26 protein-coding genes and 2 tRNA genes are annotated in these 21,853 nt (G+C 71.8%); 17 read left to right on the forward strand and 11 right to left on the reverse strand.

Features of this window, described 5'->3' with window-relative positions; translation table 11 throughout:
- Positions 1-31 precede the first annotated feature (31 nt).
- Both ACIBN2_RS32735 and ACIBN2_RS32740 read right to left on the reverse strand, forming a co-directional pair.
- On the reverse strand, positions 32-820 hold the full coding sequence (locus ACIBN2_RS32735) for an SGNH/GDSL hydrolase family protein (RefSeq protein ID WP_399139851.1): 789 nt from the start codon (positions 818-820) through the stop codon (positions 32-34).
- 33 nt (positions 821-853) lie between these two features.
- Entirely contained in the window at positions 854-1,858 is a 1,005-nt protein-coding gene (locus ACIBN2_RS32740; RefSeq protein WP_399139853.1) for a LacI family DNA-binding transcriptional regulator, read from the reverse strand.
- Positions 1,859-2,085: 227 nt separating this feature from the next.
- Between ACIBN2_RS32740 and ACIBN2_RS32745 the strand changes: the two genes are divergently transcribed.
- Positions 2,086-2,991 (forward strand): amidohydrolase, encoded by a 906-nt coding sequence (locus ACIBN2_RS32745; protein ID WP_399139855.1) that lies wholly within the window; start codon positions 2,086-2,088, stop codon positions 2,989-2,991.
- A gap of 23 nt (positions 2,992-3,014) precedes the next feature.
- On the forward strand, positions 3,015-3,515 hold the full coding sequence (locus tag ACIBN2_RS32750; RefSeq protein WP_399139857.1) for a cysteine dioxygenase: 501 nt from the start codon (positions 3,015-3,017) through the stop codon (positions 3,513-3,515).
- A 16-nt stretch (positions 3,516-3,531) separates the two neighbouring features.
- Here the strand turns inward: ACIBN2_RS32750 and ACIBN2_RS32755 are convergent, their stop codons facing one another.
- The gene (locus ACIBN2_RS32755; protein WP_399139859.1) at positions 3,532-3,954 is read right to left on the reverse strand and encodes an ATP-binding protein; all 423 of its coding nucleotides are present in this window, start codon (positions 3,952-3,954) and stop codon (positions 3,532-3,534) included.
- Positions 3,955-4,252: 298 nt separating this feature from the next.
- Between ACIBN2_RS32755 and ACIBN2_RS32760 the strand changes: the two genes are divergently transcribed.
- The 3 genes from ACIBN2_RS32760 to ACIBN2_RS32770 all read left to right on the forward strand — a co-directional run bounded on the left by ACIBN2_RS32760 (position 4,253) and on the right by ACIBN2_RS32770 (position 6,064).
- Positions 4,253-5,341, forward strand: coding sequence for a PP2C family protein-serine/threonine phosphatase (locus ACIBN2_RS32760; protein WP_399139861.1), 1,089 nt, complete (start codon positions 4,253-4,255; stop codon positions 5,339-5,341).
- Between the two features lie 21 nt (positions 5,342-5,362).
- Positions 5,363-5,797: an OsmC family protein gene (locus ACIBN2_RS32765; RefSeq protein WP_399139863.1), complete on the forward strand. Its 435-nt coding sequence runs from the start codon at positions 5,363-5,365 to the stop codon at positions 5,795-5,797.
- 75 nt (positions 5,798-5,872) lie between these two features.
- Complete coding sequence (locus tag ACIBN2_RS32770; RefSeq protein WP_399140237.1) at positions 5,873-6,064, forward strand: LysR substrate-binding domain-containing protein; 192 nt, start codon at positions 5,873-5,875, stop codon at positions 6,062-6,064.
- 114 nt (positions 6,065-6,178) lie between these two features.
- Here the strand turns inward: ACIBN2_RS32770 and ACIBN2_RS32775 are convergent, their stop codons facing one another.
- Complete coding sequence (locus ACIBN2_RS32775; RefSeq protein ID WP_399139865.1) at positions 6,179-6,790, reverse strand: TetR/AcrR family transcriptional regulator; 612 nt, start codon at positions 6,788-6,790, stop codon at positions 6,179-6,181.
- Between the two features lie 82 nt (positions 6,791-6,872).
- On the opposite strand from ACIBN2_RS32775, the gene ACIBN2_RS32780 reads away from it, so the two are divergent.
- Positions 6,873-7,445 (forward strand): ester cyclase, encoded by a 573-nt coding sequence (locus tag ACIBN2_RS32780; RefSeq protein WP_399139866.1) that lies wholly within the window; start codon positions 6,873-6,875, stop codon positions 7,443-7,445.
- Between the two features lie 120 nt (positions 7,446-7,565).
- On the opposite strand, the gene ACIBN2_RS32785 is transcribed toward ACIBN2_RS32780, so the two are convergent.
- Positions 7,566-8,465 carry a PfkB family carbohydrate kinase gene (locus ACIBN2_RS32785; RefSeq protein WP_399139868.1) on the reverse strand — a complete coding sequence of 300 codons (900 nt, stop codon included), beginning with the start codon at positions 8,463-8,465 and terminating at the stop codon, positions 7,566-7,568.
- Positions 8,466-8,591: 126 nt separating this feature from the next.
- On the opposite strand from ACIBN2_RS32785, the gene ACIBN2_RS32790 reads away from it, so the two are divergent.
- Positions 8,592-9,470 carry a lysozyme gene (locus tag ACIBN2_RS32790; protein ID WP_399139870.1) on the forward strand — a complete coding sequence of 293 codons (879 nt, stop codon included), beginning with the start codon at positions 8,592-8,594 and terminating at the stop codon, positions 9,468-9,470.
- A gap of 73 nt (positions 9,471-9,543) precedes the next feature.
- On the opposite strand, the gene pepN is transcribed toward ACIBN2_RS32790, so the two are convergent.
- Complete coding sequence (pepN, locus tag ACIBN2_RS32795; protein ID WP_399139872.1) at positions 9,544-11,979, reverse strand: aminopeptidase N; 2,436 nt, start codon at positions 11,977-11,979, stop codon at positions 9,544-9,546.
- 124 nt (positions 11,980-12,103) lie between these two features.
- Between pepN and ACIBN2_RS32800 the strand changes: the two genes are divergently transcribed.
- Positions 12,104-12,427, forward strand: a complete 324-nt coding sequence (locus ACIBN2_RS32800; protein ID WP_399139874.1) for an antibiotic biosynthesis monooxygenase — start codon at positions 12,104-12,106, stop codon at positions 12,425-12,427.
- An 8-nt stretch (positions 12,428-12,435) separates the two neighbouring features.
- On the opposite strand, the gene ACIBN2_RS32805 is transcribed toward ACIBN2_RS32800, so the two are convergent.
- Positions 12,436-13,026 (reverse strand): exonuclease domain-containing protein, encoded by a 591-nt coding sequence (locus tag ACIBN2_RS32805; RefSeq protein WP_399139875.1) that lies wholly within the window; start codon positions 13,024-13,026, stop codon positions 12,436-12,438.
- 50 nt (positions 13,027-13,076) lie between these two features.
- A complete protein-coding gene (locus tag ACIBN2_RS32810; protein WP_399139876.1) occupies positions 13,077-13,616 on the reverse strand; it encodes a hypothetical protein in 540 nt (179 codons plus the stop codon).
- Positions 13,617-13,662: 46 nt separating this feature from the next.
- Between ACIBN2_RS32810 and ACIBN2_RS32815 the strand changes: the two genes are divergently transcribed.
- The 5 genes from ACIBN2_RS32815 to ACIBN2_RS32835 all read left to right on the forward strand — a co-directional run bounded on the left by ACIBN2_RS32815 (position 13,663) and on the right by ACIBN2_RS32835 (position 15,868).
- The gene (locus ACIBN2_RS32815) at positions 13,663-13,989 is read left to right on the forward strand and encodes a hypothetical protein (protein ID WP_399139878.1); all 327 of its coding nucleotides are present in this window, start codon (positions 13,663-13,665) and stop codon (positions 13,987-13,989) included.
- 34 nt (positions 13,990-14,023) lie between these two features.
- Positions 14,024-14,095, forward strand: a tRNA-Glu gene (locus tag ACIBN2_RS32820).
- 12 nt (positions 14,096-14,107) lie between these two features.
- Positions 14,108-14,182: transfer RNA gene (locus ACIBN2_RS32825), tRNA-Pro, on the forward strand.
- Positions 14,183-14,297: 115 nt separating this feature from the next.
- The gene (locus ACIBN2_RS32830; RefSeq protein ID WP_399139880.1) at positions 14,298-14,717 is read left to right on the forward strand and encodes a YciI family protein; all 420 of its coding nucleotides are present in this window, start codon (positions 14,298-14,300) and stop codon (positions 14,715-14,717) included.
- 5 nt (positions 14,718-14,722) lie between these two features.
- Positions 14,723-15,868, forward strand: coding sequence for an RNA polymerase sigma factor (locus ACIBN2_RS32835; RefSeq protein ID WP_399139881.1), 1,146 nt, complete (start codon positions 14,723-14,725; stop codon positions 15,866-15,868).
- On the opposite strand, the gene ACIBN2_RS32840 is transcribed toward ACIBN2_RS32835, so the two are convergent.
- Together ACIBN2_RS32840 and ACIBN2_RS32845 are read right to left on the reverse strand one after the other, a co-directional pair.
- Positions 15,846-16,544 (reverse strand): amidohydrolase family protein, encoded by a 699-nt coding sequence (locus ACIBN2_RS32840; protein ID WP_399140239.1) that lies wholly within the window; start codon positions 16,542-16,544, stop codon positions 15,846-15,848. The two genes, ACIBN2_RS32835 and ACIBN2_RS32840, sit on opposite strands and share 23 nt — an antisense overlap.
- Positions 16,433-17,095: an amidohydrolase family protein gene (locus tag ACIBN2_RS32845; protein WP_399139882.1), complete on the reverse strand. Its 663-nt coding sequence runs from the start codon at positions 17,093-17,095 to the stop codon at positions 16,433-16,435. The genes ACIBN2_RS32840 and ACIBN2_RS32845 overlap by 112 nt, the downstream gene beginning before the upstream one ends.
- Before the next feature lie 278 nt (positions 17,096-17,373).
- Here ACIBN2_RS32845 and ACIBN2_RS32850 point away from each other — a divergent pair, with 278 nt between their 5' ends.
- Genes ACIBN2_RS32850 through ACIBN2_RS32860 form a run of 3 tightly spaced genes read left to right on the forward strand, consistent with a single transcriptional unit; the run spans position 17,374 to position 20,435 of the window.
- Positions 17,374-18,495: an MFS transporter gene (locus ACIBN2_RS32850; protein WP_399140240.1), complete on the forward strand. Its 1,122-nt coding sequence runs from the start codon at positions 17,374-17,376 to the stop codon at positions 18,493-18,495.
- 30 nt (positions 18,496-18,525) lie between these two features.
- Positions 18,526-18,855, forward strand: coding sequence for a helix-turn-helix domain-containing protein (locus ACIBN2_RS32855; protein WP_399140241.1), 330 nt, complete (start codon positions 18,526-18,528; stop codon positions 18,853-18,855).
- Entirely contained in the window at positions 18,852-20,435 is a 1,584-nt protein-coding gene (locus tag ACIBN2_RS32860; protein ID WP_399139884.1) for a helix-turn-helix domain-containing protein, read from the forward strand. Before ACIBN2_RS32855 ends, ACIBN2_RS32860 begins: the two co-directional genes overlap by 4 nt.
- 15 nt (positions 20,436-20,450) lie before the next feature.
- On the opposite strand, the gene ACIBN2_RS32865 is transcribed toward ACIBN2_RS32860, so the two are convergent.
- Complete coding sequence (locus tag ACIBN2_RS32865) at positions 20,451-21,122, reverse strand: hypothetical protein (RefSeq protein WP_399139885.1); 672 nt, start codon at positions 21,120-21,122, stop codon at positions 20,451-20,453.
- A gap of 223 nt (positions 21,123-21,345) precedes the next feature.
- On the opposite strand from ACIBN2_RS32865, the gene ACIBN2_RS32870 reads away from it, so the two are divergent.
- Complete coding sequence (locus ACIBN2_RS32870) at positions 21,346-21,837, forward strand: nitroreductase/quinone reductase family protein (protein WP_399139887.1); 492 nt, start codon at positions 21,346-21,348, stop codon at positions 21,835-21,837.
- Positions 21,838-21,853 lie beyond the last annotated feature (16 nt).

Raw genomic sequence — 21,853 nt, forward strand, 5'->3', positions numbered from 1 at the left:
CAGGAACGCCGACGACGGCCCGTCGGGCGCTTCAGCCCGCCTGCCGCACCGTCACCGGCCGCGGCACCGGCCGCTTCGCGGTGAAGCCGTCGCCGGGAACATGGCCGCGCAGCCGCCGCCACACCCAGGGGCCGACATGGTCGACGGCCCAACGGACGTCGGCGCCAAGTGCCTTGAGGACGGGGACGGGGATACGTCCGGGCAGCGGCTCGGACCAGTCTTCGTGGCCCGGGACGCCGAACGTGTGCGCCATGCCGGCGGAGATGCGGGCATGGCCGATCGGGCTCGCGTGCAGACGGTCGTCGCTCCACAGGCGAGGGTCGGCCGTGAACGGATGCGGGAAGAGGTCCAGTACGTCGACGCCGTGGCGGGCCGCGACGACACGCAGCCGGGCGTTGAGGTCGAGGATGCGGGGCCGCACCCGACGGGCCACCGGCGAGATCTTGCCCAGGTCCGGGAAGGTCATCGTGGCGACGTGCGCGCCCGCCGCGGTCAGGCGGGCGAACAGCTCCTCGATGTTGGCGGCGACGGCCTCCGGGTCGTAGCGCCGCCGTACGACATCGTTCATGCCCGCCGTCACCGTCACCAGGTCGGGCTGGAGCGCGAGGGCGGGGCCGAGTTGATCCGCCCTGATCTGCCCGCTGGTCTTGCCGCGCACGGCGAGGTTGGCGTAGGTGAGGCCGGGCTGCGACCGCGCCAGGATCTCGGCGAACCGGTCGGCCCAGCCGCGGTGCCCGCCCGCCGGACTGGGATCGCCGATGCCCTCGGTGAGACTGTCGCCGATCGCGACGTAGCGCAGATACGGGTGCGGGGCGGTCATGCCGCGCAAGTCTATCTTCGGTTCATCCGGCGTTCAGGCGCGCACGGTGGAGCCGCGCTCCCTCATCCGCGGAGCGCACAGCACCCGTTTCTTGCGCACCCGCTTGCCCTCGATGGCCGCGACGGTCAGCCGGGCGGCCTCCGCCGCGATCTCGCTCAGACCCCAGTCCACCGTGGTGAGCGGCGGCGTCAGCACCCGCGACACCGGGTGGTCGTCGAAGCCCACCACGGAGACGTCCCGGCCCACCTCCAGCGAGTCCTCGGCAGCGGCCGCGTACACGCCGTACGCCAGGGAGTCCGAGAAGCAGAACACGGCGGTCGGCGAGTGCGCGCTCTGCAGAACACCGCGCGCCACGGCCGTGGCCTCGCTCAACTCCTGTGGACAGGGCACCAGTTCCACCCGCAGTCCGAGCCGGTCGGCCGCCTCGCCCACGTACACGTCGGCCGGCCGGTCCGGTGTGCTCGGGCGGGTCGGAGTCAGCACGGTGACCCGGCGGTGCCCGAGCGAGTGCAGATACTCCAGTACGGCGTCGATGCCCGCGCGGTTGTCGAAGATGACCTGGCCGGCCGTGCGCGCCCGGCTCAGCGAGTCGCCGACGGCGACCACCGGCAGGGCGTCGGCGATCGCGGACCAGCCCTCCGCCGCGGGGTTGACGGGGGAGACCAGGAGCGCGTCGACGCGCTGGTCGCGCAGCCGCTTGGCGAGGGCGAGTTCACGGTCGGGGTCGCCGCCCGCGTCCAGGATCAGCGCGTAGCGGTCGCCGGCGAGCAGTTCGCGGCCGATGGCCGCCATCAGCTGCTGGAGCCACAGGTCCCGAAGGTCCCCCGCGAGGACGCCGACCATGCTGGTGCGGCCGCTGGCGAGGGCGCGGGCGATGGGGTCGGCCTCGTAACCGAGTTCGGCCGCGGCCCTGCGTACCCGCTCCTCGGTCTCCTTGGAGACGTGCTTGCCGCGCAGGGCGTAGGAGACGGCTGCGGTGGAGAGGCCCGTGGCCTCGGCCACCTCCCGGAGGGTGGTGCGCTTGTTGGGCCTGGCCATGCCGGGAAGCCTACCCGGACGCATGCGCCTCGGGGGCGCAAGGCCCGCCGAACGCCCCTCGGCAGCGGGGCTCATGTGGCGACCGCATTCCGGCCCGCTCCCGGCCCGATCCCGTCAGGACCCTTGACACACCCTCTTGTTAAGCGGTTAAGTTAACCGTATAAGTGAAACGCTTAACAAAAACCCTCCGACTGTCCCACGCCTGCCCGTCCCGAGGAACGTCCCGCGTGTCCACCGACGTCCATCAGCACATCTGGCCGCCCGCCCTCGTCGAGCTGCTGCGCTCGCGCACGGCGCCCCCGCACCTCGACGGCTGGACCCTGCACCTGGCCGGCGAACCGCCCTACCGCGTCGACCCGGCGTCACACGACGTCGCCGCCCGCACCCGCCTCGCCGCCACCGACGGACTCGACCTGGCCCTGGTGTCCCTCTCCAGCCCGCTCGGCATCGAGCAGCTGCCGCCCGCCGAGGCCGCCCCGCTCCTGGCCGCGTTCCACGACGGCGCCCTCGCCCTCCCGGCACCCTTCGGCGTCTGGGCCGCCTGCTGCCTCTCGGCACCGGACCCCGACGCCGTGGAGCGCGAACTCCGCCGCGGCTGCGTGGGCCTCCAACTCCCGGCCACAGCAATCCTCGACGCGGCGGGCTGGGCCCGATGCGCGCCCCTCCTCGACGTCCTCACGCGGCACGACAAGCCGCTCTTCGTCCACCCCGGCGCGGCCCCGCCCGCCGCGGGCAGCCCGCCGTGGTGGCCGGCCCTGGTCCCGTACGTGCAGCAGATGCACGCGTCCTGGTTCGCGTTCCGCGCCTTCGGCCGCGCCCGCCACCCGCAGCTGCGCGTCTGCTTCGCCGCGCTCGCGGGCCTCGCGCCGCTGCACGGCGAACGGCTCGCCGCCCGCGGCGGCGGCCGCGGCGAGATCGACTTCGACGTCTTCTACGACACCTCGTCCTACGGCACCCGAGCCGTCGACGCCCTCGTCCGCGAGGCGGGCATCGACGTGGTCGTCAGCGGCAGCGACCTCCCCTACGCACCACTCGTGATCCCCGACCTCGGCGCGGACGCCGCCGTCCACGCCCTGCGCACCGCCAACCCCGCCCGCCTGCTGCACGGCCGCACCCCCGTGCCGCACGCGTGACGCAGCCGAGAAAGGAGCCACTCATGACGTACGAGTCCCTGCCCGAGCGGACCCTCGAGAAGCGCGAACTCCAGGCACTCGTGACCGATCTCGCCGCCCGCCCGGGCGTCTGGCGGCCCCACGTGGCCTTTTCCGACAGCAAGCGGCACTACGCGTCCCTGCACCGGGACGCCTACGTCGACATCTGGCTGCTGTGCTGGACCCGGCAGAACGACACCGGCTGGCACGACCACGACACCTCCGGCGGCGCCGTCACCGTCGTCCAGGGGGCACTCAACGAGTCCACGCCGCGCATCGGCGGAAGCCACTGCTCCGTCACCTTCGAGGCGGGGGAGTCCTTCTGCTTCGGCCCGGAGCACATCCACCGGCTCACCGGCGCGACCGACGACGCCGTGTCGATCCACGCCTACTCGCCGCCGCTGTGGCGCCTCGGCCAGTACGACATCGCCGCCGACGGTCTGATGCGCCGCCTCTCCGTGTCGTACGCGGACGAACTGAGGCCGCTGGACACGCCGGCCGCCTGACGCGGGAACCGTGTTTCTAGGACGGCAGGGCCAGGACCGCGCGCACCCGCTTGCCGCCCCCGGTCACCGCCGAGACGTCCAGACGCTGCGCCAGGCAGCGCACCATGGCCAGCCCGCGTCCGTGCTCACCGTCGGCGGTGAACGGCCGTACCCGCGGCGGGAGCGGGCTGTCGTCGTAGACCTCGACCGTCACGCGCTCCTCGGAGACGTGCAGCCTGAGCCGGCAGGCGCTGCGGCCGTGCTGGGTGGCGTTGGTGACCAGTTCGGACACGACGAGCTTCACGTCGTCGATCTGCGCGGGTCTCGTCCCCGTCCGCATACGGGAGCGGGCAAGGAACTTCGAGGTGAGCCCTCGTGCCCGGCCTGCCGACGCGGCCTCGTCGAGCAGCAGATACTCCACTCGTACGGAACGTCCATGGGTACGCCTCTGCGTACGCATGGCGGATCACATCCCCTCCTAGGACACCCGGTTCCCCGCGGTCGGTCCGCCCACCGGGGGCCGCGGCATCTCGCGCGGCCGGTCCTGCCCACTGCTGATGCCCTGCGCCCTTGATCGGCAACCCTTGACGGCCGTATTCGCAGGAGTACGGGTCGGGAAATATCAGCCCCTGGGACTCAATTGGGTAAAGCTCCGGGCCGCCGCCGCGGGCCACCTGGCAGTCTGTGGAGGGTCCGAGGGTGAAAGAGGGGCCCCCGCGGAAGGCGGCTCCCGGGTGCCGGGCACCGAGGAGCACGTCATGGCCGCACAGAAGGCGCAGCGCAGTCACACGCTGCTGCTCTGGCTGCCCGCGGTGGTGATGGCGGTGGTCGCGCTCTCGGACGTCCTCACCGTGCCCGGGCTGGGATTCCTGCCGCTCGCCTCGCTCGGCCCGGCCTTCGCCGGACTGGTCGGAGGATGGCGCCGTACGGCGTGGTTCGGCCTGGCCGCCCTGCTGTTGTGCGTCGTACTCGGCCTGTACGACGGGCTGTTCCAGGAGCGCCGCGGCTTCATGGCGATGGTGTCGGTGGTGGGGGTGACCTGCGCGGGCATCGCCGCCGCCGTGATGCGCGGACGCCAGGAGGCCGAACTCGCCAGCGTGCGCTCGATCGCGGAGGTGGCCCAGCGCGTGCTGCTGCGGCCGGTGCCGCTGACGGCCGGACCGCTGCAGGCGGCGGTGTCGTACACCTCGGCCGTCGCCGAGGCGCGTATCGGCGGTGATCTGTACGAGGTGGTCTCCTCACCGCACGGCGTGCGGATGATCGTGGGCGACGTGCAGGGCAAGGGGCTGGCCGCCGTCGAGACGGCCGCCGTGGTGCTCGGCGCGTTCCGGGAGGCGGCGCACGACGAGCCCGACCTGGTCGGCCTGGGCGAGCGCCTGGAGCGCAGCCTGGCCCGTGTGCTGGAGGGGGAGAAGTTCGTCACCGCCGTCCTCGCCGAGGTCGGTACCCGGCACGAGGTCCTCTTCCTCAACTACGGCCACCCGCCGCCGATGGTCGTCCGCGAGGACGGCACCGCCCACTTCCCGCAGCCGCCGGCCTACGCTCCGCCTCTCGGCCTCGGCCTGCATTCCGAAGGCGGCCCCAAGCCGTTCTCCGTCGGCTTCGCGCCGGGGGAGCAACTGCTGCTGTACACCGACGGCGTGAGTGAGGCGCGCGACCGGCACGGCGACTTCTACCCGCTCGGCGAGCGGGCCGTCCTCCTCAAGGACGCCGACGCCCAGGGCGCGCTGGACACCCTGCGCGAGGACCTGGTCCGGCACACCTCGGGCCCGCCCCACGACGACGCGGCGATGCTCCTGCTCCGCTACCACGGTCATACGGCCGGTGAATCCGGCGGGGACCTGTGACGCGGCGTTAGTGTCGTCGGCATGACCGAAGACTCCCTGCGCTCTGTCACCGTCGAGCGATCCAGCACCGGACACTTCGTCGCCACGAACACGCGCGGCGGCACCATCCGCTTCGGCAGTGGTTCCGGACCGGACACCGAGTTCACCCCGGTCGAGCTGCTGCTCGCCGCGATCGGCGGCTGCACGGCGGTCGACGTCGACCTCGCCACCAGCCGCCACGCCGAGCCCGCCGGCTTCTCCGTCAAGGTGACCGGCAACAAGGTCAACGACGACCTCGGCAACCGGATGACCGACCTCGCGGTCACCTTCACCGTCGTCTTCCCCGGCGGAGAGGGCGCGGAGCGCGCCCGGGCCATCCTTCCCCGCGCGGTCAAGACCTCCCACGACCGCCTGTGCACGGTCAGCCGCACCATCGAGGTCGGCACGCCCGTGAAGGCGACGGTCGAGGACGTCTGACGCAGCGGTCGCTCCGGAGTACGCGCGCCGTGCGTACGCCTGAGCCAGGGTCAGGCCCGCCTGGCGGCCGCCGCCCTGTGGAGCGGCGCGTACCCCCTTCCGCCGCAGCTCGCCGCGCATCCGCTGTCCCGGGATCCGCTGGTCCTGGTACTCCCGCCCGACCATCCCCTGGCCAAGGGGCCGCCGCCCAACATCCCATTGCGCCTGGAGCAGTTGCGTCACGAGGGCGTCGCGGTGTCCTCGACCGTGGTGGGAGAGGGCCCGTGACGGCCCGGTCACCATTCTCCGCGCGATCCGAATCCCGTATCCGGCTCATCCATGGAGTGGATGAGCCGGAGCCGTCCCTGGTTTGAAATGTCAACCACACGCTCAACTGCCGCGTCAGCGAAGCGTGGTGACCGCGGTGTGGTGGAGCACGTCCTCGGCGCGGTCCCATGACCAGCCGCTCTCCACCACGAGCGTCCGCCAGCCGGAGGGGCCGAACCAGAACCACAGAAGGTCGGCCGTCTCCTGCACCGAGTGGGAGGGCGACGGGGTCAGCGTGTGCAGATGGCGCGCGGCGGTGTCGAGCGCCTCGCGGTACGCCGCGGTCGCCCGCTCCCACAACGCCTCGCCGTCCTCGTGGACGGGCAGTGCCTTGCGGATGGCCTCGTGCACGGCGAACTGATCCTCGTTGCCGACGCGCGTGCCGTGAGCCAGCGCCTTCAGGACCGATTCCGGTGTGCGCAGTTCGAGCAGGTCCTTCATGGCCTGCTCGTGTCCGGAGGCGGACACGCCGCGGTCCACGATCCGGTTCAGGATGTCGCTCTTGCTTCCGACGCTCGCGAAGACGGTCTTCGAGGCGACGCCGGCCGCCGCGGCGATGTCGGCGACGGTCACCCGGCCGTAGCCGCGCTCGGCGAACAGCTCCGTGGCCCGATCGAGGATCAGCGCGTGTGTCCGCGCGGCGGACTGCTCGCGCAGAGGGGAGACGTAGCGGCGCTTGGACGGCATGCCGTCATCGTAAGGCGATGAATTCATTAGGCGTGCTATAACCTCAATACGTCGACCGTCGAAAGGGATCAACGCAATGGGCATGGACGCCACCGACCTGGCCCACGGCCTCTTCCGGATTCTCGAGACCGGAGATCCGGCACTCGCGGCAGAGGTCGTGCACGAGGACTTCCGCAACCGTGAGTCGGCCGTGTCGCCCGCGGCCTGCGCGCTTCCCGGGCCGGCGGGCGTGCTCGCGTCGAGTGCGTGGATGCGGTCCGCCTTCAGCGACCTGCGCTTCCCCGTGCTCGGTGTCGCCCGCAACGACGGACAGGTCTGGATACGGCTGCGCATGCATGGCCGCCACACAGGGCCCTTCGTCCGCTTCCAGGACGGCGCACTCGACCAGGCCGTACCGCCGACCGGCCGTGCCGTCGACTGCGAGCAGATCCACGTGCTCGACCTGCGCGACGGCAAGGTCGTCGGCCACGAGGCCGTACGCGACGACATCGGCATGCTGGGCCAACTGGGCGTCTTCCCGCCGGCCCCGGCCACCGCCCTGCGCATGCTCGCCTGGAAGGTGACGGGCAGAGCCGGGCGCGCCGCCACCCAGGTGTCGGCAGAGGCCGCGAGGGCGGCCGCCCTCGCGCAGGACGGTCCGGGTCGGCACCGCTGAGCCGGGCGGGGCGGGTGCGGGGTCGCCGGACCCGGATGCAGGCCCGCCCGCGATGCCACCGCACCCGGATGCAGGCCCCCTTGGGTGCCGCCCCTCCCGCACGCAGGCCCAGAAGCGGTCTCAGCCCTCCCGCATCCAGGCCCGGGTGCCGAACGAGGTGCATGACTGCGCGGCCACCGCCGCCGCGCCGCGGAGCGCTCCGGCGAAGCCCTCCGGCGTCAGTCGCCCCTGGGTGGTGGCGAGGTGGTGGGCGAGGGCGCCGTGCAGGAAGTCACCCGCCCCCAGCGTGTCCGCCACCCGCACCGCGGGCACCTCCACCGTGCCCTCGCCGTCGGGGCCCGCCCACACGACGGGCCGCCCTCCGCGGCTGACCGCCGACCACGTGACCCCATGGCTTCGCAGAAACCGCAAGGTGCCCGCCACCGTGTCCACGCCCGGCGGACGGAAGTCGGCCGAGCAGACGACCACGTCGATGAACGGCAGCAAGTCCTGGGTCCCTTCCTTCCAGCTGCCCGCGTCCAGAACGGTCGTCCGGCCGGCGGCCCGGGCGGCCCGCGCGGTGGCCAGCGCCAGCTCCATGTGATGGCCGTCGAACTCGACGATGTCGCAGGCCGCCACCAAGGTGTCGAGGGTGCCGGGCGGGCTGAGCCGAACGCCGGCGGCGTTGGTGGAGGCGACGGCGCGTTCCCCGCTGGACGCGGTCACCAGAATGGAGGACACGGCGGGCGGCTCCGGTGAGTCGGCCGCCAGATCCGTGACGGTCACGCCCAGCCGCTCCAGGTCCGCAGTGGCCGCCCGTCCGAGCGGATGGGAACCGACCGCGGTGAGCAAGTTGGCCGCGCCCCCCAGGTGGCCGAACGCGGCGGCGGCGTTGGCCGCCGGGCCGCCCGCGGCGACGACCTGCTCACGAGCCGTCAGCTTCTCGTCGGCGGCGGGCACACGGTCCACGAGCTGGATGACGTCCAGCGTGCACAGGCCGACGAACAGTCCTTCAGGGCGTTCTTTCCCCGTCGGCTCCACGTGCCGGCACCTCCTCGCCCCCACCTGCGGTCAGTGTACGAACCGCCGGAAAAAGACAACATGCCGGAGCCGGAATGCCTTCTTTGGGCGGTACTTGACGTGCGGTCCGGAACGCTCGGGGGTCAGATGGGTTGCGTGCGAAGCCCCATATATCCCCAGCATGGCCGCCCACGACTGCGTCTCGTCGCCGCCCTGGCCGGCCTCCTCCTCTCCCTGTCCGGACTGCCGGCCACGCTCGCGGCAGCCGATGACGTGACCCCCGAGCCCCAACCCGTCCCTGTCCCCGTCCCGGTGCGCGGCAGCGCCTACATGGGCATCGGGGTCCGGGCCCACGAGGGCACCGGCATGGTGCCCGACGCGCCCCCGGCCCCGCGTGTGACCCAGGCCGAGGGCGTCGACGTCGCCAGCTACCAGGGCGACGTCGCCTGGCCCACCCTGTGGAGCAGCGGCGTCCGGTGGGCCTACACGAAGGCCACCGAGGGCACCTACTACACCAACCCCTACTTCACCCAGCAGTACGACGGCTCCTACGGAGCCGGGATGGTCCGCGGCGCGTACCACTTCGCCACACCCGACACCACCAGCGGTACCGCACAGGCCGACTACTTCATCGCGCACGGCGGCGGCTGGACCGCGGACGGCAAGACGCTGCCCGGTGCACTCGACATCGAATGGAACCCCTACGGCGACGCCTGCTACGGCATGTCCAAGAGCGCCATGGTCACCTGGATCGGCGACTTCCTGAAGCGCTACAAGGCACGCACCCAGCGCGACGCCGTCATCTACACGGCGACGGCCTGGTGGTCCGACTGCACGGGCAACTACAAGGGCTTCGGTGCCACCAACCCCCTCTGGATCGCCAGCTACGCCTCTTCGGCGGGGACGCTCCCCGCGGGCTGGAAGTCGTACACGATGTGGCAGTACACCTCGTCCGGTCCGCACGTGGGCGACCACGACCGCTTCTACGACACAGTGGACAAGCTCCGCAAGTTCGCGACCGGTTGACGGCGCGCGCGGCCTTCCGTGCCGCCGTCGGTGACGACGGCGGCACGGAAGGCCGGTCGCGACCCGTGCCCGATCAGGCCGTACGGCTGCGGGAGGCAAGCATCCGGCGGACGGCGTCCGAACGCTCGAGGAGCGTCTTGCGGACCACCGGAGCCGCGTCGCCGGCGGCGCGCCGGGCGGCCTCGACGTAGGCGTCGTCGATGGCGTGCGGCGGGAAGAGGCGGTTGGTGAAGACCATCGCCAGGATCATGCCGCCCTGGTCCAGGCGGGGAATCGCCTCCAGGTAGTGCTGGGCGTACGGGGCCAGAAGGGTCTCCTGGGCGGGGCGCCAGAAGGCGGTCGTGACCTGGCCGACCGCGTGCACGGGGACGGCCCGCTCCACGACGACCTTCTGCCAGACCTCCGCCTTGGCGTCGGCGTCGGGCCGGGCGGCTCGTACGGTCAGGGCGCGGATCCAGGCGTCGGGGTCGGGATCCCGTTCGAGCAGACGGGCCGCTTCGGACGCGACGTCACCGCCGAGCTCCGCCTCGCGGACCAGCGCGCGCCAGTGCAAGTCGACGTCGTCGCCCGCCTGTTCGCGCAACCAGGCGAGGTCGTCCGCGATGGTCGCGGTACGGGCCAGCCCGCGCAGCGCGACCTGCCGGCGGCCCGGGTCGGAGGCGAGGCGACGGCAGGTGGCCGCCACCGCCGCGGTCAGGGCGGGACGCTCGCCGGGCGGTGCCCACAGCTCGGCGATGTCGGAGGCGAGTGCCAGATACGGCTCGATCACCGCGTCGGACGTCTCGGCCGCCAGGATCCCGGTGATGCACCGCCCGGCCTCCACCGCCGTGGCCTCGCCGGTCGTCAGCATGTCCCAGACGGTGGCGGCGGCCACGCCCCGGGAGATGGCCGTGGGCAGTTGCGCGGCCGTGGCGAGGAGGGCGTCTCGCGTGGCGGCGTCGGGGCGGGCGGTGGCGAAGGTGAGGTCGTCGTCGTTGATCAGCAGGACGTCCGCGCCGGCCGGGAGACCGGTGAGTTCGGTACGGGTCCGCGTCACCTCCACGCGCACCAGCGCCGAACGCTCCAGTGCCTGGCCCCGGTGGCGGTAGGCGCCCACCGCGAGCACCTGCGGACGCGGAGTTCCGGCGGCGACCAGGGTGACCTGCTCGCCGTCGCGCTCGACGGTGAAGCGGTCGGTGCCGGCCGTCGCGAGCCATGCCGTGCGCCAGGTGTCCAGGTCCCGCCCGCCGGCCTTCGCGAGGGCGTCGATCAGGTCCTGCAGAGTCGTGTTGCCCCAGGCATGCCGGGCGAAGTAGGCGGCCATGCCGGCCCGGAAGTGCTCCTCACCCACGTATGTCATGAGCTGCTGGAGGACGGAGGCGCCCTTGGGATACGTGATGTTGTCGAAGATCGACGCGGCCTGGGCGACGTCGTGGATGGGCTGGTGGATCGGGTGCGACGCCGGGCCCTGGTCGGCCAGATACGCCTTGAGCTTGTCGCCGACCAGATGGCCCGCCCAGGCGTCGGTGTACCGGGTGGCGCCCTCGGCGGCCCAGTGGCAGGCGAACTCCGCGAACGCCTCGTTCAGCCAGAGGTCGTCCCACCAGCGCATAGTCACGATGTTGCCGAACCACATGTGCGCCATCTCGTGCAGCAGCACCACGGCCAGCAGCTCCCGCTCGGCGGGCGTCGGCGTCGCTCGCTGCAGGAAGCCGTCCGACCAGGTCACACAGCCGTAGTTCTCCATCGCGCCGCCGAACTCCGGCATGAACACCTGGTCGTACTTGCGCTGCGGGAAGGGCATCGCGAAGGCCTCGCCGTAGAAGGCGAGACCCTGGCGGGTGAGGGTGAAGATCTCGTCGGCGTCGCGATCGAGGACGTCGGCGAGGGAACGGCGGGCGAAGAGGCCGAGGTCGTGGCCGTCGGCCTCGCGGCGCAGCTCGTGGAAGGGGCCCGCGTTGACCACGGTGTTGTAGACGGCCAGTGGCGGAGTGTCGGGGAAGACCCAGCGGCGGGCCGGGCCCAGGTCCTCGACACGCGGGTCACCGGAGTTGCTCGTGACGATCCACGCGGACGGGGCCGTGACCGTGAAGGCGTGCGGCGCCTTGAGGTCGGGCTGGTCGAAGCAGGCCCACACGAACCGGGCCTCGTCCGGCTCGAAGCTGGTCCACACGTAGACCTCGCCGTCCGCGGGGTCGACGGCCTTGTGCACGCCCTCGCCCGTGGCGGTGTCCGCCTGGACGCTCTCCACGCGTAGAACGTTGTGCTCGGTGAGGCCGGGCAGCGGGATGCGGCCGTCGCCGGTGGGGGACACCGGCTTGCCGTTCAGCGTCGCGCCGACCACCTGTGCCGCGCAGTCCACGAAGGTCTCCGCGCCCGGTTCGTGACAGGTGAAGGCCACGGTGGAGACGCAGCGGACCTCGGGGCCGTCGGGCAGGGCGGTGAAGTCGATGTCCACGTCGTACCGCTCGACGGTCAGCAGCGCCGCCCGGCGCTCGGCCTCGGTGCGGGTCAGGCTTCGGATCCCCATGCGTTCTCCCTCTTCGGACAGCGGGCGCAAGCCTAAGACGCAGGACGGCGGAGTCCGCAGGGGTTTTTCGAGGGGCATGTCCCGGAGCAGCGTGCGCGGGCAGGCCGCGAACTAGACTCGCGGCATGATCTGTCGGGTATGGCGGGGATGGACCACCACGGAGAACGCCGACGCCTACGAGCGCATCGTCCGCGGTGAGGTGATCCCGGGAATCGAGGAGCGGCGCATCCCGGGCTTCCTCTCGATCGACCTGGTGCGGCGCGAGCGGGAGGACGACGTGGAGTTCATGACCATCATGTGGTTCGAATCCCTCGCGTCCGTCCGGTCGTTCACGGGTGAGGACTACGAGACGGCGCACGTGCCCGCGGCGGCACGGGAAGTGCTCGCGGACTTCGACGAGCGATCGGCACACTACGAGGTCCTGGACCGCCGCGAGCAGCAGGACTGAGCCCGCTGTCAGATCCCATCCGGCAGGGTCGCCCCAGTGCCGCACAGATGCGTGAGGGCCGCGGCGAAGGAGTAGCAGTCGAAGAGAGCCGAATGCTCCTGCCCGGCCGCAGGCTTGGGGAGCCCGAGCATCTGCCAGAGGCGCCCCACGTTGGCGGACGAGGTCACCGGCGCGACGGCGTTGATCCAGGGCCGGACATTGAGGAAATGGGCGCCGAGGTAACCGTTCTTGACGTCCTCTCCCCGGGCACGCGCCCAGCCTACGTTCTCCCCGAGCACGACCATGTCGTTGCCGTAGGAGAGCACTGATCGACCCCGGCAGAAGCCCAGGAATTCACCGAGTGCCTCGGCCGGGGAGAGCCCGTCCCGGTCCACGGTCTCCTGGTCGATTCCGGTGAGCTCGGTGAAGTACGCCGACAGCCGCGGATTGACCACGGGCCGGACCAGTGCCTCGTACTCCTCGGCGACGGAGAAGTCCTCCCGCAGGCGCAGTGCCCCGATCTGCACGATCTCCCGAAGCTGCCCCGCCGCCGACCAGTCCTGCTCCAGCGCCCCCGGCCAGGTCGTGAATTCGAGATCGAACAGAACGAACGTACGCAAGACGGCTCACCTCTGGCTGGATTGTCAACTGTGCGCTTGACGGCTGAGGTTCATCCTCCTCTCGTCAGCGCCGGAAGTGCGGGAATCGTCCCCGCGAGCCACGCATCGGGCTCGGTGTCGAAGCGCGGGGCCGGCGTGGTCTCCCACCGGGAACGGATCGCCGTGGTGCGTACGGTCTCGCCGGTTCGTCTGTCGACGTACTCCACCGGGCGCCCGCCGGTACGGCGTACGGCGACGCGGCCGCGCCTGCAGCCGACGGGGTAGTCGTTCCAGTTCACGCCGGCCTCGGACCACAGCAGCTCCTGCATGCCGTTCGTGGAGACGCCGTTGAGGCGCCGGTGGGAGAAGTGGGTCCGCGCCGCCATGCTGATGGAGTTGCGCACGGCGTCGCGTTGCCGCCACACGAAGTAGTTCGCCACCTCGACGGGATCGGAAAGGGTGAACACGCGAGCGTCGAAGAGCGCGCGCCGCCCGGGCCGGCGCTCGTTGAGGACCGCCGTCGCCAACGAGGCCGAGACGCTGAGCCACTTGGCCGTGACGCCGCCGAACCACGGCTCGCTCTGCTCACCGGCGAAGTCCGTGACCAGCACGCTGATCTCGTCGGACTGTGTATAGGCGCTGCTCGTCGCTGCGGACGTGGCCGCCTGGCACCGGCAGGTGGGCGGGGGGCTGCACCCGGACACCGACGTGTGGGCCGAACTACCCCTGCCCTGGCACGTGTTGCGTGGTGAGGCGGAGTGCCCGCAGTGGCTCGTCGAGCAGGTGTGCCGACGCCACGGGGTCGATGCGGAGCGCGGTGGCTGGACACGCGCTCGGCGGGTGCTGCACGTGGTGCCTTTCCGGGCCACGCCCGAGCTGGTGCACGGCGTGAGCGTTGCCGATCCGATGCTGGCGTCGGTGCTGCGGTCGGCGGGGTTCTTCTCCAGCAAGCCGCTGCGGCCCGCGGCGGCGGAAATCCGTTGACCTCCCCGCCGGGCGGTGGGGAGGATCGGGACCCGACGAGGTAGCTCAGCGGTGGAGCGGCCGGCTCTCAACCGGCTGGACGCAGGTTCGAGCCCTGCCCTCGTCGGCGGCTCATGGGCACCGGGAAGCTCTGCGGTGGAGCGCCCGGCTCGGGACCGGGTGGACGTAGGTTCGAATCCTGCCCCGGTGCCCATGTGTCGTCCGGACCGGTTCGGAAAAATCTCGGCGGCGATGTCGAGAACCGTGGGCCTGCTCCGTCCCTGCAGTGAACGCGACCACAATGGGTCGCACCAGCGAGGAGGATCACGATGGCCAAGTACCTGCTGCTCAAGCACTACCGCGGCGCCCCGGCCGCGGTGAACGACGTCCCCATGGCGCAGTGGACGCCGGAGGAGATCTCCGCTCACGTGCAGTACATGAACGACTTCGCGGCCCGGCTCGAGAAGACCGGCGAGTACGTCGACAGCCAGGCGCTGGCCCCCGAGGGGACCTTCGTCCGGTACGACGGCGAGGGGCGTCCGCCGGTCACCGATGGGCCGTTCGCGGAGACCAAGGACCTCATCGCCGGGTGGATGATCATCGACGTCGACAGCGAGGAGCGCGCGGTGGAACTGGCCGGGGAACTGTCGGCGGCCCCCGGGGCGGGCGGGAAGCCGATCCACGAGTGGCTGGAGCTGCGCCCCTTCCTGACCGCGTCGCACACGATCACGGACTGCCATTTCAAGTGACGCAGATGAACGAGGTCCTGCTCAGGAGCCTCACGCCGAGCGTGCTCGCCGTCCTCGTCCGCCGCGGAGCCGACTTCGCGGCGGCCGAGGACGCGGTGCAGGACGCCCTGGTCGAGGCGGTCCGCGTCTGGCCGGACGACCCGCCGCGGGACCCGAAGGGCTGGCTCATCACGGTGGCCTGGCGCAAGTTCCTCGACGCGACCCGTGCGGACTCCGCCCGCCGCAGGCGTGAGGACCGCGTCGACGAGGAACCGGCGCCCGGCCCCGCCCCCGGCGCGGACGACACGCTCCAGCTCTACTTCCTCTGCGCCCACCCTTCCCTGACCCCGTCGTCCGCGGTGGCACTCACGCTGCGCGCGGTCGGCGGGCTGACCACCCGGCAGATCGCCCAGGCCTACCTGGTGCCCGAGGCGACCATGGCGCAGCGCATCAGCCGGGCCAAGCGCACCGTCTCCGGCGTGCGGTTCGACCAGCCGGGCGACGTCGCCACCGTGCTGCGCGTCCTCTACCTGGTCTTCAACGAGGGCTACTCCGGCGACGTCGACCTCGCCGCCGAAGCCATCCGGCTGACCCGGCAACTCGCCGCCGCGATCGACCACCCCGAGGTGGCGGGGCTGCTCGCCCTCATGCTGCTGCACCACGCCCGGCGCGCCGCCCGGACCGCGCCCGACGGCAGCCTGGTGCCGCTCGCCGAGCAGGACCGCGATCGGTGGGACACGAAGGCGATCGCCGAGGGCGTCGAGATCCTCCAGGCCGCCCTCGCCCGCGACCGGCTGGGCGAGTTCCAGGCACAGGCCGCCATCGCCGCCCTGCACGCCGACGCGCTCACCGCCGAGGAGACCGACTGGGTGCAGATCGTCGAGTGGTACGACGAACTCGCCCGCCTCACCGACAGCCCCGTCGTCCGCCTCAACCGCGCGGTCGCCGTCGGAGAGGCCGACGGACCGCGCGCCGGTCTCGCCGCGCTCGCCGAACTGGACACCTCACTGCCCCGCTATACGGCGGTGGCAGCTCACCTCCACGAGCGTGACGGCGACCTGGACACGGCCGCACGGCTGTACGCCGAGGCGGCCCAGAAGGCACTCGACCTCGCCGAACGCGACCATCTGACGCGGCAGGCGGCCCGGCTCAACTCGCGCCGGAGCCGCTGACGGTACGGCCCTCCCCGGCGCCCGCGCCCCGCACGCACCGTCCGTCCTGGTAGACCGCGCGGATTCGCTCCTTCAGCCCGGTGAAGTCGTACGGGTCGCCGTCCACCACGACCAGGTCGGCCCGTTTGCCGGGGGCGACGGCTCCCGTCGTGTCGGCGAGGCCGAGGAGGGCGGCCGCGGAGGAGGTGGTGGCCGCGAGCACGGCGGCGGGCTTCATGCCGCCTGCCGTCATCAGCGCGAACTCCTCCAGGTTGCGGCCGTGCGGGGCGACGCCCGAGTCCGTGCCCATGGCGATCCGTACGCCCGCCCGTACCGCGCGGGCGAAGGACTCCCGGTGGACGTCGATCACCTCGCGCGCCTTGGCGGCGACGCTGTCCGGCAGGCCGACGCCCGCCTCCACGGCCTCCAGCGCCGCGATCGGGGCGAGCAGCGTGGGAACCAGCCAGGTGCCGGCGTCCAGCATCATCGCGATCGCCTCGTCGTCGAGGAAGATGCCGTGCTCGACGGAGCGGATGCCCGCCCGGACGGCGTTCTTGATGCCGTCGGTGGCTTGCGCATGGGCCATCACCGGCAGCCCGGCCGAGGACGCCTCGGCGACCAGGGCGTCCAGTTCGTCGGGCGGAAGTGGGCGTGGCGCGGGTTGTCGCGGGGTGAGAGAACCCCGCCCGAGGTGCAGACCTTGAGCACGTCGGCGCCCGCGCGGATGATCTCGCGGGCGCGTTTGCGCATCTCTTCCGGACCGTCCACGACACCGTCCGGCCGGCCGGCGTGCGGCGGGAAGAGAGGGACGCAGGCCCCGGAGGGCAGCAGGCCGTCGTTGTGCCCGCCGGTCTGGCTGAGGATGGTGATCGCGATGCGCAGCCGTGGCCCCTCGATCAGCCCGTCCTCCACGGCCTGCCGCATCCCGAGGTCGGCGCCGCCCGCGTCGCGCACGGTGGTGATGCCGCAGTCCAGGGTGCGGGCCAGATTGCGCACCGCCTCGAAGTAGCCGTAGGAGAACGGCCGATGGGCGAGCCGGTCGCCCATCCACCCGGAGAAGGTCGTGTGGACGTGACAGTCGATGAATCCGGGCAGCACGGTGAGCCCGGTGACGTCGATCCGCTCGTCGCCGTCGAGTCCCGTGCCCACGTCGAGGATCTTGCCGTCCTCGACGACTATGTCGCCGTCCGCGACCACGGCCCCGGTCCCGTCGAACACCCGGCCGCCGCTCAGCAGAGTCCTGGTCACGCTCGCCCCTCGTCCTTCACTCGCCGCCGTGTCATGCCGGTCCCTACCCAGTCGCGGGGGCCCGGGCAGGGCTGACCCGGGTCGGGCTTGGCTTTCCGGCCCGGTGGGGCAGGGGGAGCAGGCGCCGATGAAATCGGTTGCGGCGAGGTCGGTGAGCCCGGTGAGGTAGGTGCATGGGCGGTGTCATCGAGCAGGCGCGGCGGCCGGGGACCGGGACCGGCCGTGCGCTCGGGCGGCAACCGGCCCCGTGGCGGAGATCGGCGGTGCTGGGGGCCCTGATGCTGGCCGCCTTCACCTTCAACACCGCCGAGAACCTCCCGGTCGGCCTCCTCCAGCTCATCTCGGACAGCCTTCGGGTCGCGGTGTCGGCGGTCGGCCTTCTGGTCACCGGTTACGGCGTGACGGTGGCCCTCACGTCCGTGCCGATCGCCCATGCCGTACGGGCCGTGCCCAGGCGCCACGTGCTCACCGCACTGCTGGCCGCGCTCGTGGTGTCGAGTCTGGTTGCGGCGCTGGCGACCTCCTACTGGCAGCTGCTCGGCGCGCGTCTGCTGACCGCGCTCGCCCAGGCTCTGTTCTGGGCCGTGATGGGACCGGTCGCGGTGGGCCTGTTCCCGCCCGAGGTCCGCGGGCGGGTGATCGGGGCGCTGTCCGTCGCGGGTTCGCTCGCGCTCGTGCTCGGGGTTCCCGCCGGGACCTGGCTGGGCCGGCAGAACGGCTGGCAGACGCCGGTCGCCCTGCTGGCGGTCCTGGGCTCCGTCTCCCTCGTGACCATCGCCCTGCTGCTGCCGACCTCGCGCCCGGAAGAGGAGCCCGCCGCCTACGGCACCGATCCCGACCACCGCCGCTTCGCGACCGTGCTGGCCGCCGGGACGCTGTCCGCCACGGGTGCCTTCACGGGGTTCACCTACCTCGCGAAGTTCCTGGACGACGTGAGCGGGTTCTCCGCGGGCGGGGTCACCATGCTGTTCGTGGCGTTCGGCGCCGCCTGCCTGGCCGGGGTGAGCGCCACCGGGGTGCTCCTCGACCGCTTCCCGCGCGCCGCGCTGTCCGCCGCCGTGGCCACGCAGGCCGTGGGCATGCTCGGGCTGTACGTGGCCGGCTCCGAGCCCGTCGCGACCGTGCTGTTCCTGATGCTGATGGGCGGCGCGCTCGGGCCGGTGTTCATGACCACCCAGAACGAGATGCTGCGCTGTGCGCCCGGTCGCACGGACATCGCCCTCGCGGCGAACTCCGGTGCGTACAACGCCGGTATCGCGGCGGGCGCGGCACTCGGCGGTCTGGTTCTGACGCTCGTGGACGTACGGGCGGCTTTCCTCGCGGGCGGGCTGTCGACCTCGGCGGCCGGCGCGGTGCTGCTCTGCGGGGCACACGTCATGCGTCAAACGCATAGAGCATGAGCTCTGCGTGGTAACTTGCGCCTCGTGGGTATGAATCTTGAGGAGCGCGTGCGATCCGCCGTGGCGGCACTCCTGCACGCGACCGGCGAGTCCCAGACCGAACTCGCCGCCACCTTGGGAGTGAGCCAGGCCCAGGTGAGCCGTCGCCAGTCGGGCACCGCGACCTGGAGCCTGACCGACTGCGAGACGGTGGCCGCGCACTACGGCATCGACGTACTCGACCTTCTGGCGGGCCCCACCCGGGCCACCGAGGCACTGCCCACGCGACGCCGCCGCGCGCCCGGCCGTCAAGCCGGCGCAGCCCCCTCAACCACCGTGCAGGGCAAGGCAGTAGGCGTGCGGGACGGAGGTGCGGCATGACCGACTTCGACGCGATCGACGCACTGCTCGCCGGGGCCAGAAAGGAGGTCCCGCTGCCGTCCGTGGCGGAGCGGCGCGCCCTGCGTGAAGAGCTCAACCTCTCGCGGGCTCAAGTCGCACAGGTCCTGGGCGTCGGGCCGTCCACGGTCGGCGGCTGGGAGTCGGGACGGGACCCGAGCGGGGAAGTCCGGGAGAAATACGCGTACTTCCTGGAGGGAGCACGGACCAAACTGGCGGCCGAGGCGGCGTCGGCCGAGGCAGGGGCGTCGGCCGAGGCGGCGGCCGAAGGGTCCGACGAGGACGTCCGGGCGACGCAGGCGGTTCCGGGCACGGACGCCGACACCGACGCCAACACCGACACGGACACGGACACCACGCGGAGCGTCGGCCAGGACGACGACGTCGACGTGCTCGCCGCACCCCAGCCGTGCGTGCTGTGCGGGCAGCCCGCCCGTCACCAAGTCGCCGGATTTCCGCAGCACTTGGAACCCACCGAGTGCGGCAAGGCCGGACCCGCGCGGCCGCAGGCACCCGCGCCGGGCACGGAGAACCGGGAGCCGGCGCCTGCGGACAGGCGGCATCAGCCGGAGCGCGTCGGGGTCAAGGTCGTGCCCGTCGGCCGTCGTATGCAGACCGCGGACAGCCCCGACCCGATCGGCTCCGCCGTCGCGGCGGCGCTCGCCGAGCACGCCGGCGACGTCGAGGCGGCGACCAGGGCGCTGGTGAAACGCGCGATCCCGGACGCGATGGCGCTGCTGGACCACAGCCGCAAGGGCGGGCGCTACGACGTGATCGCGCATCCCTGGCTGCCGGACGTCCTGCAGAAGGAGACCTCCCGCGGCGCCGACCAGATCTGGGAGGCCCGGCCCAAGTGGAGCAGGCCCGAACTGCCGCCCGGGGAACACGAGGTGACCGCACTCGACGTCAACGGCGCCTATCTGAGCGCCCTCAAGACCCATCTCCCGCTCGGCCAACTGGAACACTCCACCGGCGACCACCACGACCGCCGGCGCTCCGGCGTTCACCTGATCACCCCGCCCGCATGGGACCACGAGGCTCATCTGCCCAACCCGATCGGCAGTCGCGACGAGCCGGGCCCGCTCTGGGTGACGGAACCGACGCTGCGCCTGCTGCTGCGGGTGTCGGGCCCGAAGTACGGCCTGTGCGACCCCCCGGAGATCCACGAGTCGTGGACCTCCGGGGCAACGGAGGGCCTGCTGGAGAAGTTCCGCGTCGCGCTCAAGGACGCCCGCGACCGGGCGATCGCGGCCGACGACGAGGTGACGCTCGAGTACGTCAAGGCGATGTACTCGAAGTTCGTCTCCACGCTGGGGGAGTCGAACTACAACCGCGAGCTGTACCGCACCGACTGGATGCACCTCATCCGCTCCCAGGCCTTCGCGAACCTGTGGTGGAAGGCCCACCGGGCCTATGACCAGGGCCTGTTGGTGGTGCGCGCGATGGGCACCGACGAATTGCACGTCATCGGTGACTGGCGAGCGGTGTTCCCCGAGGGCCGTGGCGTGACCGAGGTGAAGGTCAAGGACGTGTACAGCGTCGGCGCCGGCCCGACCGCCTGATGCCGGCGGGCCGGATCAGCGGCCGCGGGTGAAGAGTTTGTCCTCGGTGGAGCCGGAGGAGCAGAGCTTCTTCTCGGCGGCCGTCATCTTGCGGGAGTCGGCCACGACCGCGTTGTGCTTGCCGTCCGTGCCGTTGGCGGCGGGACCGGTGACCACGTCGGGCACGAACCAGTAGTAGTGGCCCCACTTGGGGTCGTCGTAGTGGGTCTGCCAGGTGCCGGATATCTGCTGCATCACCTGGGCGCGGGAGATCCAGCCGACCTCTCCCGGCTGCACGGTCACCGTGTAGGAACTGGTCTCCGTGTGCGAGCTCTGCCAGGTGTAGTTGTACGTCGCGGTCACGCTGGCGGTGATGATGCCCTCGATGCCGCCGCCGACGGTGATCGAGCCGCCCACCGAGTGGGAGGAGCCCACGGTGTCGGCCCACGACAGCGACTGTGAGGCGGGCGACGACGTGCAGTTGTAGAGCAGTTCGGAGACCTGGCGCGGCCGGCCGAGGTAAGCCTCGCCGAGCTGCGGCGAGTTGAAGCTGCACTTGCCGCCTCCGGAGGCGCAGTCGGCCATGATCTGCTCGGAGGTGGGCTGGTCCTCGGCCGCGGCGGGCACGGCCGCCGCGATGGTGCCGAGCGCGGTCGCCGTCAGCGCCAGAACACGGCCGCCGTACCGCAGTGCGCGTATCACTGTCATCTTTGGTGCCTTTCAACCGTACGTGGGGGGACGGTGACCACGGAGCACCCTGATTGTGGCGGGGCTGTGGTCACCGCCTGATGCCCACGAGGCTCACGTAAAAGATGGCCCGGCTACACCAAGAACCGGTAAAGTTGTAGTTGATTGTGTAATTGATGATCAGTCAAATTCCTTTACCGCGCTTCGAATTGACATGAATGGCACAGCGTCCGGGGAGGCGGCCATGTCGGTCGAGCAGGAGAAGAAGGCACCGCGACTTCCGCCACGCTGGTTCATCCGGCTGGCCTGGCACGTGCACCGGGGCATCTACCGTGTCTTCGGCGGCCGGGTCGGCCTGTGGCGGCCGCGTCCCGGCAAGTGGGGCACGCTGCGCCTGACCACCACAGGGCGTCGCACCGGACAGCGGCGGAGCGTCATCGTCGCGTACGTCGAAGACGGCCCGAGGCTGGTCACGTTGGCCATGAACGGATGGGGCGAGGCCGAGCCCGCATGGTGGCTCAACCTGCAGGCACATCCGGACGCCACGGTGGATTTGGTCGGCGGACGGCGCCAGGTGCGAGGTCGCGCGGCGACGGGCGACGAGCGGACGCGCCTCTGGGCCCGCTGGCGCGAGATCGACACCAACCTGGACGCCTTCGCGGCGCTAAGGTCGTCCGAGACCGCGGTGGTGATCCTGGAACCCGGGACCCAGGGCGCCGGGCAGCAAGCCGGGTGAGTGTCTGGAGGCGGCG

Origin of the sequence: Streptomyces sp. NPDC050534, from assembly GCF_044457745.1 — a bacterium.
Classification (GTDB): Bacteria; Actinomycetota; Actinomycetes; order Streptomycetales; family Streptomycetaceae; genus Streptomyces.

Excerpts from the sequence above, each read along its gene's own strand:
- ACIBN2_RS32735 (WP_399139851.1), bottom strand. The coding sequence starts at position 820 with ATGACCGCCCCGCACCCGTATCTGCGCTACGTCGCGATCGGCGACAGT.
- ACIBN2_RS32740 (WP_399139853.1), bottom strand. The coding sequence starts at position 1,858 with ATGGCCAGGCCCAACAAGCGCACCACCCTCCGGGAGGTGGCCGAGGCC.
- ACIBN2_RS32750 (WP_399139857.1), top strand. The coding sequence starts at position 3,015 with ATGACGTACGAGTCCCTGCCCGAGCGGACCCTCGAGAAGCGCGAACTC.
- ACIBN2_RS32755 (WP_399139859.1), bottom strand. The coding sequence starts at position 3,954 with ATGCGTACGCAGAGGCGTACCCATGGACGTTCCGTACGAGTGGAGTAT.
- ACIBN2_RS32760 (WP_399139861.1), top strand. The coding sequence starts at position 4,253 with ATGGCCGCACAGAAGGCGCAGCGCAGTCACACGCTGCTGCTCTGGCTG.
- ACIBN2_RS32765 (WP_399139863.1), top strand. The coding sequence starts at position 5,363 with ATGACCGAAGACTCCCTGCGCTCTGTCACCGTCGAGCGATCCAGCACC.
- ACIBN2_RS32775 (WP_399139865.1), bottom strand. The coding sequence starts at position 6,790 with ATGCCGTCCAAGCGCCGCTACGTCTCCCCTCTGCGCGAGCAGTCCGCC.
- ACIBN2_RS32780 (WP_399139866.1), top strand. The coding sequence starts at position 6,873 with ATGGACGCCACCGACCTGGCCCACGGCCTCTTCCGGATTCTCGAGACC.
- ACIBN2_RS32790 (WP_399139870.1), top strand. The coding sequence starts at position 8,592 with ATGGGTTGCGTGCGAAGCCCCATATATCCCCAGCATGGCCGCCCACGA.
- pepN (WP_399139872.1), bottom strand. The coding sequence starts at position 11,979 with ATGGGGATCCGAAGCCTGACCCGCACCGAGGCCGAGCGCCGGGCGGCG.
- ACIBN2_RS32800 (WP_399139874.1), top strand. The coding sequence starts at position 12,104 with ATGATCTGTCGGGTATGGCGGGGATGGACCACCACGGAGAACGCCGAC.
- ACIBN2_RS32830 (WP_399139880.1), top strand. The coding sequence starts at position 14,298 with ATGGCCAAGTACCTGCTGCTCAAGCACTACCGCGGCGCCCCGGCCGCG.
- ACIBN2_RS32835 (WP_399139881.1), top strand. The coding sequence starts at position 14,723 with ATGAACGAGGTCCTGCTCAGGAGCCTCACGCCGAGCGTGCTCGCCGTC.
- ACIBN2_RS32850 (WP_399140240.1), top strand. The coding sequence starts at position 17,374 with ATGCTGGCCGCCTTCACCTTCAACACCGCCGAGAACCTCCCGGTCGGC.
- ACIBN2_RS32855 (WP_399140241.1), top strand. The coding sequence starts at position 18,526 with ATGAATCTTGAGGAGCGCGTGCGATCCGCCGTGGCGGCACTCCTGCAC.
- ACIBN2_RS32860 (WP_399139884.1), top strand. The coding sequence starts at position 18,852 with ATGACCGACTTCGACGCGATCGACGCACTGCTCGCCGGGGCCAGAAAG.
- ACIBN2_RS32865 (WP_399139885.1), bottom strand. The coding sequence starts at position 21,122 with ATGACAGTGATACGCGCACTGCGGTACGGCGGCCGTGTTCTGGCGCTG.
- ACIBN2_RS32870 (WP_399139887.1), top strand. The coding sequence starts at position 21,346 with ATGTCGGTCGAGCAGGAGAAGAAGGCACCGCGACTTCCGCCACGCTGG.